Here is a 7,661-nt window from a genome sequence, read left to right on the forward strand (position 1 = left end):
CAATCCGTACGCGCGCCGCGCGGTGTTCGAGAAGGCGCTCAGACTGGTCGAGGAGCGCGAGGAGGAGATAGCCGGGGCGATCGTCGCCGAGCTCGGCGGCACGCGCCTGAAGGCCGCCTTCGAGCTGCACCTCGCCAAGGAGTTCCTGCGCGAGGCGGTCCACCTGGCGCTGCGCCCCGAGGGCCGGATCGTCCCCTCGCCGGTGGACGGCAAGGAGAACCGCGTCTACCGCGTGCCCGTCGGCGTCGTGGGCGTGATCAGCCCGTTCAACTTCCCCTTCCTGCTCTCCCTCAAGTCGGTCGCCCCCGCGCTCGCGCTCGGCAACGGCGTGGTGCTCAAGCCGCACCAGAACACGCCGGTCGTCGGCGGCTCCCTGGTCGCGAAGATCTTCGAGGACGCGGGCCTGCCCGGCGGTCTGCTCAACGTCGTCATCACCGACATCGCGGAGATCGGCGACGCCTTCCTGGAGCACCCGGTACCGAAGGTCATCTCCTTCACCGGCTCGGACGCGGTCGGCCGCCACGTGGCCACCGTCTGCGCCTCCCTCTTCAAACGCTCGATCCTCGAACTCGGCGGCAACAGCGCGCTGGTGGTCCTCGACGACGCCGACCTCGACTACGCCGTGGACGCGGCCGTCTTCAGCCGGTACGTCCACCAGGGTCAGGTCTGCATGGCCGCCAACCGCATCCTGGTCGACCGGTCGGTCGCCGACGAGTTCACCGAGAAGTTCGTCGCCAAGGTCAGGACCCTCAAGGCCGGCGACCCGCGCGACCCGGAGACGGTCATCGGCCCGGTGATCGACTCCCGTCAGGCGGACGCCCTGTCCGGCGTGGTCGAGCAGGCGCTCGCCGAGGGCGCCACCGCCCTGGTCCGGGGCGCGCGCAGGGACAACCTGGTCGAGCCGTCCGTCCTCACCGGCCTGCCCGCGGACTCGGCCCTGCTGCGGCAGGAGGTGTTCGGGCCCGTCGCCTTCCTCGTCCCGTTCGACGGTGAGGAGGAGGCCGTACGCATCGTCAACGACACCCCGTACGGCCTGAGCGGCGCCGTGCACACCGGTGACATCGAGCGCGGTGTGAACTTCGCCAAGCGGATCGACACCGGCATGTTCCACGTGAACGACGGCACCGTGCACGACGAGCCGATCGTCCCCTTCGGCGGCGAGAAGCACTCGGGCGTCGGCCGCCTGAACGGCGACACCATGCTGGACGCCTTCACCACGGTGAAGTGGATCTCGGTGCAGCACGGCCGGAGCGGCTTCCCGTTCTGAGCGGGCGGGGCAGCCCTCGGGGCCGGTCCCCGGGGGTCCTAGGCTGGGCACATGTCAGTGATCCGTCTCCTGGTGCTCGGCGCGGTGCGCCAGCACGGGCGGGCCCACGGGTACCAGGTGCGCAACGACCTGGAGTACTGGGGCGCGCACGAGTGGTCCAACGCCAAGCCCGGCTCGATCTACCACGCGCTGAAGCAGATGGCGAAGCAGGGGCTGCTGCACGCGCACGAGATCGCTCCGTCCACGGCCGGCGGCCCGCCGCGCACGGAGTACGAGATCACCGAGCAGGGCACCGAGGAGTTCTTCCGGCTGCTGCGGGAGGCCCTGACCTCCTACGACCAGAAGCCGGACGTGCTGTCGGCGGGGCTCGGACTCATGGTCGACCTCGAACGCGCGGAGGCCCTCGCGCTCCTCGAGCAGCGGATGCGTGCGATCGAGGAGTGGCGCAAGGCCGTCACCGAGTACTACACGCCCGAGGGCGGCCCCGGTCAGCTGGGCCACATCGGGGAGATCATGGACTTCTGGGTCCACTCCGCCGACACCGGCGCCGAGTGGACCCGGGGGCTCATCGAGCGCATCAGGGGCGGCGCCTACACCTTCGCGGGCGAGGGTGAGCCGTTCGTCGCCGTACTGGCCGAGGGCGAGGAGAACCCGTACGCGTCGGGGGAACGGCATCCCGGGGACGACCGCTGACCGAGCTCGCCCGATGCGCAGTGAGGTGACCCCTCAACCGTCCCGATCCGTACCTTCCTTGACGTCCGTGTACACGCGCAGACGGGCGCCCCTGCTCTCCGCGATGCGGCACACGTCGGTCAGGGCCTCGCCCATGCGGGCCAGGAGGTAGCGGAGCTGGACGGCGCTTACGTGCTCGTCGTCGCGGAGCATGTCGGCGAGGTGGGCGAGCAGATCGGCGGCCATGTCGAGCTGGACGCCCTCGGCGATGTCGGCGGCCCGGGAGAGGCGTCCGCCGCCGTCACTCAGGAGGTAGCAGGGTTTGCCTTCGGGGCCCGCCCAGGGCAGGAGACGGGCGGGGGTGAGGGCGTGATGGGTCATGCGGTCAGTCCCAGGCGGTGCGTCGGGTACGGGAGCAGGTGGACGCCCTGCGGGGCGATCAGCAGGGAGCGGCGCCGGGCTCGTCGGCGTCGCTCCTGTTCTCGGCGTTCGTGCGCGATGACGTAGGGGCGCACGAGGCTGTGGTCCTCGCCGCGCAGAGGGCGTGCGCCGAACCGGCGCGGGGCCGGACCCTCGGTGGGCGGGGGGTCGTATCCGTCCCGTGCGTCGAGCCGGCGTCGTCCGGTGGCGGGGGCGACGAGGCCGAGCAGCGGTCCGAGGAGGCGGGCGATGAGGTCGAGCATGAGGTGACTCCGTGATCGATGTCGCGGTGTGTAGCGATCCGCGAACAGAGTGAAACGGCCCGTATTAGGCTCGCCAGAGGGTTCGGGGTGACAGACCATTTGTCACAGAGGAGTTGATCTCGTGGGCACCAACTACGGCGACTGGCTCAAGGAGCAGCGCGAGGCGGCGGGGCTGACGCAGCAGCAGCTGGCCGAAGCGGCGGTCATGACGCGAACGCACATCGCGCACATCGAGGCGGGGCGCCGGGTGCCGTCGAAGGAGGACGCGCGGCGGCTGGACAACGTGCTGAACACGGGGAACGTGCTGAGCCGCTTCCTGCCGCAGGAGGACGTGGCGGTCGCGGACTACTTCGAGGCGGCCCGGCTGCTCGAACAACAAGCGGTGATGATCAGGGAGTTCGCCCTGTCGTTCGTCCCGGGCATCCTCCAGACGGAACGGTACGCGCGTGCGGTTCTGAGCACGTCGTTCCCTCCTGTGAGTGAAGAGGAACGTGACAGGCTCGTCGTCACACGCCTTGAGCGGGCGAAGATCCTGGACGATCCGGTGACGCCCGTGGTCTGGGCGCTGCTGGACGAGGCGGTGCTACGGCGGGTCGTGGGCGGCCGGGAGGTCATGGCGGAGCAGATCATGCACATGGTTTTCCTGGCGGAGTCGGGACGCGTCCGTATCCATGTGCTGCCGTTCGCGCTGGGCTTCCACTCCCTGATGGACGGCATGCTCACGCTGATGGAATTCGAGGATCAGCCCCCAGTGGCTTACAGCGAAGGCATGCGCATGGGAGTGGTGCACGACTCCCCATCAGTGGTCCGGGAGCTGCGAGGTCGTTACGATCTTGCGCTGAGCGACGCTCTGCCGCTGAAGGAGTCTCTGGCCATGCTGAGGGCACTAGCGAAGGACTACGGGCATCATGACTGACCAGGGCATACCGGACGCTTCCACACGCACGGACTGGCGTGCGTCGTCCTACAGCAACAGCGAGGGGGGAAGCTGTCTCGAGGTCCTCGACGGCCACCGCCGGGGCGTTCCCGTACGCGACTCGAAGAACCCCCACGGGCCCGCCGTGATCGTTCCCGCGTCCGCCTGGTCGGCGTTCGTCACGGCGGTCAGGAGCGGCGGCTTCCCCTTCTGACCGCCTGCACGGCCCCGCCGCTCCTTCGCGGACGAATCGGTAACCGGCTTGCACCTCACGTGGCGTGAGGACCCAGGCTGGGGCGCGTACCGAGAAGGGAGCGGAAGTGAGCTACTCCGTGGGACAGGTGGCCGGATTCGCCGGCGTCACGGTGCGCACGCTGCACCACTACGACGACATCGGCCTGCTCGTGCCCAGCGAGCGCAGCCACGCGGGGCACCGGCGCTACAGCGACGCCGACCTCGACCGGCTCCAGCAGATCCTGTTCTACCGCGAGCTCGGCTTCCCGCTCGACGAGGTCGCCGTCCTGCTCGACGACCCGGACGCGGACCCGCGTGCGCACCTGCGCCGCCAGCACGACCTGCTGACCGCCCGGATCGAGAGGCTGCAGAAGATGGCGGCGGCCGTGGAGCACGCCATGGAGGCACGCAGTATGGGCATCAACCTCACGCCTGAGGAGAAGTTCGAGGTCTTCGGTGACTTCGACCCCGACCAGTACCAGGAGGAGGTCCAGGAGCGCTGGGGCGACACCGACGCCTACCGCCAGTCGCAGCAGCGGGCCGCCTCGTACACCAAGGAGGACTGGCAGCGCATCCAGAACGAGGCCGACGAGCTCACCCGGCGCTTCGTCGCCCTCATGGAGGCAGGTGAGCCCGCCGGCTCCGAGGCGGCCATGGACGCCGCCGAGGACCACCGGCGGGGGATCGCCCGCAACCACTACGACTGCGGGTACGAGATGCACACCTGCCTGGGCGAGATGTACGTCTCGGACGAACGTTTCACGCGGAACATCGACGCCGCCAAGCCGGGCCTCGCCGCCTACATGCGCGACGCGATCCTCGCGAACGCCGTCCGGCACACCGCCTGAGCGTCGTGGCCCGGCTCACTCCCGGGCCACGACCAGCGCGTATTCCGTACGGCACCGGCTCACAGCTTTCTCCGGGGCGGAGGACAGGGCATCCTGGGTACCCCCGCGGAACCTGGGCCCCGACGACTGCGTTCATAATTTGGGCAGTCAGCCCAGCCCTTGACCCCCAGCTGCAGGAGCCACATCCCCGTGACCACGCTTGCGCTCGGCCCTGAGTGGCTGAGCCCGGACTACCTGATCGAGACCTTCAGCCTCCCCGGCATCCTGCTGATCGTCTTCGCGGAGTCCGGACTCTTCGCGTTCCTGCCCGGTGACTCCCTGCTGTTCACGGCGGGTCTCTTCGTGGCCGAGGGCAATTACATCAGCCAGCCGCTGTGGCTGGTGTGCACGCTGATCGTGCTGGCCGCCGTCATCGGCGACCAAGTCGGTTACATGATCGGCAAGTTCTTCGGGCCCAAGCTGTTCAACCGGCCGAACTCCAAGCTCTTCAAACAGGAGAACCTGGAGAAGGCGCACGAGTTCATGGAGAAGTACGGCCCCAAGGCGATCGTCCTGGCCCGCTTCGTGCCGATCGTGCGCACGTTCGCGCCCATCGTGGCCGGCGCCGGCCGCATGAAGTACCGCACGTTCTTCACGTACAACCTCATCGGCGGTGTCGCCTGGGGCTGCGGTGTCACCCTCGCGGGCTACTGGCTCGGGCAGATCGAGTTCATCAAGACCAACGTCGAGCCGATCCTCGTCCTGATCGTCCTCGTCTCCGTGGTGCCGATCATCGTCGAGTACCTGCGCGAGCGCGGGAAGAAGAAGCGCGCCGCCGCCGAGGCCCCGGCCGCCGCCCCCGCCCCGCAGCAGCCCCAGCACCCGGTCATGGACGACGCCACGACCCAGCTGCGCCGCATCACCCCGGCCGCTCCGCAGCAGCCCCAGCAGCAGCACTACGGCAACCAGGGCTACCCCCAGCAGGGCTACCAGCAGCAGCCCCAGCAGCCGTACGGCAACCAGGGCTACCCGCAGCAGCAGCCCCAGCAGCCGTACGGCGACGAGTACTACAACCAGCAGCAGCCTTACAACCGCGGTCACTGAACCGACCTGAGGGGCGCGGGGCCGCACCGACGTGCGGCTCCGCCGCGCGGGCGCGACAAGCCCCCACCGGCCCGCGGTCGCCGATGTACACGAGGTCCCGAGCCGGAGGGCGCCGAGACTTAAAGGGCGCCCGCGCCGAAACCTCCGCGCTAGAACCCCCGCGTCCGCTTCGCCGCCCGCCGCTTCTCCGCGGACCCGATCCGCAGGAAGATCCGCGAGATCTCCGACCCGAGGTTCACCCCGATCGCGATGGCCATGGCCAGCGCCACGGCCTTCGTGAGGGACGTCAGCCCCGAGTCGACCTCGTTCTGGGCGATGCCCAGCAGGCCGAAGTACGTGGCGGAACCGGGCAGCAGCGGCCCGATCGCCGCCGTGGTGTACGGCAGCGCGGACGCGAACCGGTACCGGGCCAGCAACTGCCCGAACAGGCCCACGAGGCCCGCCGCCGCGGTCGTGGAGACCACCGGCGAGATGTCGCCCGTGTAGTGCATCGCGCCGTACACCACCCAGGCGACCCCGCCGTTCAGGGTCGCCATCAGCACGGTGGACCGTTCCTGCTGGAGCAGCACCGCGAAGGCCAGGGACAGCAGCATCGACGCGGCGATCTGCCACAGCGGGTCGTCGGAGACGCCGAGTGCCGCGTCCGGGTTCAGCCTGGCGCCCAGCTGCACGCCGAAGTACAGCACCGTCAGCACCCCGGCCACGATGCCCACGAAGAAGTACAGGACCTCCAGCAGACGCGCGGACGCCGTGATGTAGAAGCCGGTCAGGCCGTCCTGCACGCCGGCCACCAGCGCCCGTCCGGGCAGCAGGGCGAACAGCCCACCGGTGATCACCGCGGACGCCTTCACGTCCGCGTGCGCCAGCGTCAGCGCCACCCCGATCGCGGCCGGCGGCATCGCGGCCACCGTGAACTGGTAGAACTCCGGCAGTCCGCGCCCCGCGCACAGCCAGGCCAGCCGGTCGCCGAGCATCGCGCCGATCGCGGCCGACACGAACACCAGGAAGCCACCGCCGACGAGCACCGACGCCGCCCCCGCGAGCAGCCCGCTCGCCGAGGTCAGCGCCCAGCCGGGGTACGGATGCCGGTTGCGGCGGATCTCCGCCAGCCGGCGGTAGGCCTCCTCCAGGGAGACGTGCGCCTCGTCGTCGCTGAGGTCGTCCACCAGTTGGTAGACGGCCGCCAGCCGGGTGTAGTCGGGGCTGCGGCGCCGCACCGTGCGCGACGCGGTCACCGGGTCGTCGACCAGGGACGGCTGGTGGGAGATCGACAGCAGGGTGAACGTGACGTTGGGCTCGCAGCGGTCCAGACCGTAGGAGCGGCACACGGCGAACATCGCCGCCTCCACGTCCTCGGCGCCCTCGCCGCCCGCCAGCAGCAGCTCGCCGATGCGCAGGGTCAGGTCGAGCACGCGCGGCACGGCCGGCCCGGCCTCGTCGTGCCGCTGCACCGGCTCCGGCGCCGGCCGCTCGGTCACCGGCATGCGCAGCATGGTGCGCATCCGGTCCTGCCACGGCACGTCCTTGGCCAGGCTGACCAGCGGGATCCCGCTCGCCGGGGTGAACGCGGCCGGCTGCTTCGCGCTGTAGGTGCTCGGCGTGCTGAACGCCGACCCCTCCGTCCCGTCCGGGGGCGGCGGGGACACCTCCAAGCCGTCCGGAACGGCGAACTCGGAGGTCGTCTCGGACTCCGTACCGGTCGCCGGGACGGCCAGCCCCTCGGGGACGGCGAACTCGGAGGTCGTCGACGACTCGGCCTCGGCCGGCGCCGTGACACCGGAGGGAGGCGTGAACGCGCTCCTCGCCTCGTCCGACTGCGGCTTGCGGTCCTCCGCGTCCCTCACCTGCTCCGCTCTCCCTTTACGACACCGTCCGTGAGACCGTCCGTAAACCTGCCCCGTACAGCCTCAGTATGCGCACGCACGGCAAAACGGGCCGCACGCGCGCGTGCGGCCCGT

At 70.2% G+C, this 7,661-nt stretch carries 9 protein-coding genes; 6 read left to right on the top strand and 3 right to left on the bottom strand.

Annotated features, from left to right (window positions below):
- Positions 1–1,267, top strand: a 1,267-nt coding sequence (locus tag KUM38_RS28180; RefSeq protein ID WP_217133262.1) for an aldehyde dehydrogenase family protein, incomplete at its 5' end; no start/stop codon positions are given.
- Positions 1,268–1,318: 51 nt separating this feature from the next.
- On the top strand, positions 1,319–1,960 hold the full coding sequence (locus KUM38_RS28185; RefSeq protein ID WP_217133265.1) for a PadR family transcriptional regulator: 642 nt from the start codon (positions 1,319–1,321) through the stop codon (positions 1,958–1,960).
- A gap of 33 nt (positions 1,961–1,993) precedes the next feature.
- Here the strand turns inward: KUM38_RS28185 and KUM38_RS28190 are convergent, their stop codons facing one another.
- Both KUM38_RS28190 and KUM38_RS28195 read right to left on the bottom strand, forming a co-directional pair.
- On the bottom strand, positions 1,994–2,320 hold the full coding sequence (locus KUM38_RS28190) for a hypothetical protein (protein WP_217133267.1): 327 nt from the start codon (positions 2,318–2,320) through the stop codon (positions 1,994–1,996).
- Complete coding sequence (locus KUM38_RS28195; protein WP_217133269.1) at positions 2,317–2,622, bottom strand: hypothetical protein; 306 nt, start codon at positions 2,620–2,622, stop codon at positions 2,317–2,319. Before KUM38_RS28195 ends, KUM38_RS28190 begins: the two co-directional genes overlap by 4 nt.
- Positions 2,623–2,743: 121 nt before the next feature.
- Between KUM38_RS28195 and KUM38_RS28200 the strand changes: the two genes are divergently transcribed.
- The 4 genes from KUM38_RS28200 (at position 2,744) to KUM38_RS28215 (ending at position 5,703) form a co-directional block, all read left to right on the top strand.
- A complete protein-coding gene (locus KUM38_RS28200; protein WP_217133271.1) occupies positions 2,744–3,538 on the top strand; it encodes a helix-turn-helix transcriptional regulator in 795 nt (264 codons plus the stop codon).
- Positions 3,531–3,752 (top strand): DUF397 domain-containing protein, encoded by a 222-nt coding sequence (locus tag KUM38_RS28205; RefSeq protein ID WP_217133272.1) that lies wholly within the window; start codon positions 3,531–3,533, stop codon positions 3,750–3,752. The genes KUM38_RS28200 and KUM38_RS28205 overlap by 8 nt, the downstream gene beginning before the upstream one ends.
- 106 nt (positions 3,753–3,858) lie before the next feature.
- Entirely contained in the window at positions 3,859–4,620 is a 762-nt protein-coding gene (locus KUM38_RS28210) for a MerR family transcriptional regulator (RefSeq protein WP_217133276.1), read from the top strand.
- Positions 4,621–4,809: 189 nt separating this feature from the next.
- The gene (locus KUM38_RS28215; RefSeq protein WP_217133278.1) at positions 4,810–5,703 is read left to right on the top strand and encodes a DedA family protein; all 894 of its coding nucleotides are present in this window, start codon (positions 4,810–4,812) and stop codon (positions 5,701–5,703) included.
- 149 nt (positions 5,704–5,852) lie between these two features.
- On the opposite strand, the gene KUM38_RS28220 is transcribed toward KUM38_RS28215, so the two are convergent.
- Positions 5,853–7,547 carry a threonine/serine exporter family protein gene (locus KUM38_RS28220; RefSeq protein ID WP_217133280.1) on the bottom strand — a complete coding sequence of 565 codons (1,695 nt, stop codon included), beginning with the start codon at positions 7,545–7,547 and terminating at the stop codon, positions 5,853–5,855.
- Positions 7,548–7,661 lie beyond the last annotated feature (114 nt).

Origin of the sequence: Streptomyces sp. AC558_RSS880 (assembly GCF_019049255.1) — a bacterium.
In the GTDB taxonomy this organism is placed as follows: domain Bacteria; phylum Actinomycetota; class Actinomycetes; order Streptomycetales; family Streptomycetaceae; genus Streptomyces.

Excerpts from the sequence above, each read along its gene's own strand:
- KUM38_RS28185 (WP_217133265.1), top strand. The coding sequence starts at position 1,319 with ATGTCAGTGATCCGTCTCCTGGTGCTCGGCGCGGTGCGCCAGCACGGG.
- KUM38_RS28195 (WP_217133269.1), bottom strand. The coding sequence starts at position 2,622 with ATGCTCGACCTCATCGCCCGCCTCCTCGGACCGCTGCTCGGCCTCGTC.
- KUM38_RS28190 (WP_217133267.1), bottom strand. The coding sequence starts at position 2,320 with ATGACCCATCACGCCCTCACCCCCGCCCGTCTCCTGCCCTGGGCGGGC.
- KUM38_RS28205 (WP_217133272.1), top strand. The coding sequence starts at position 3,531 with ATGACTGACCAGGGCATACCGGACGCTTCCACACGCACGGACTGGCGT.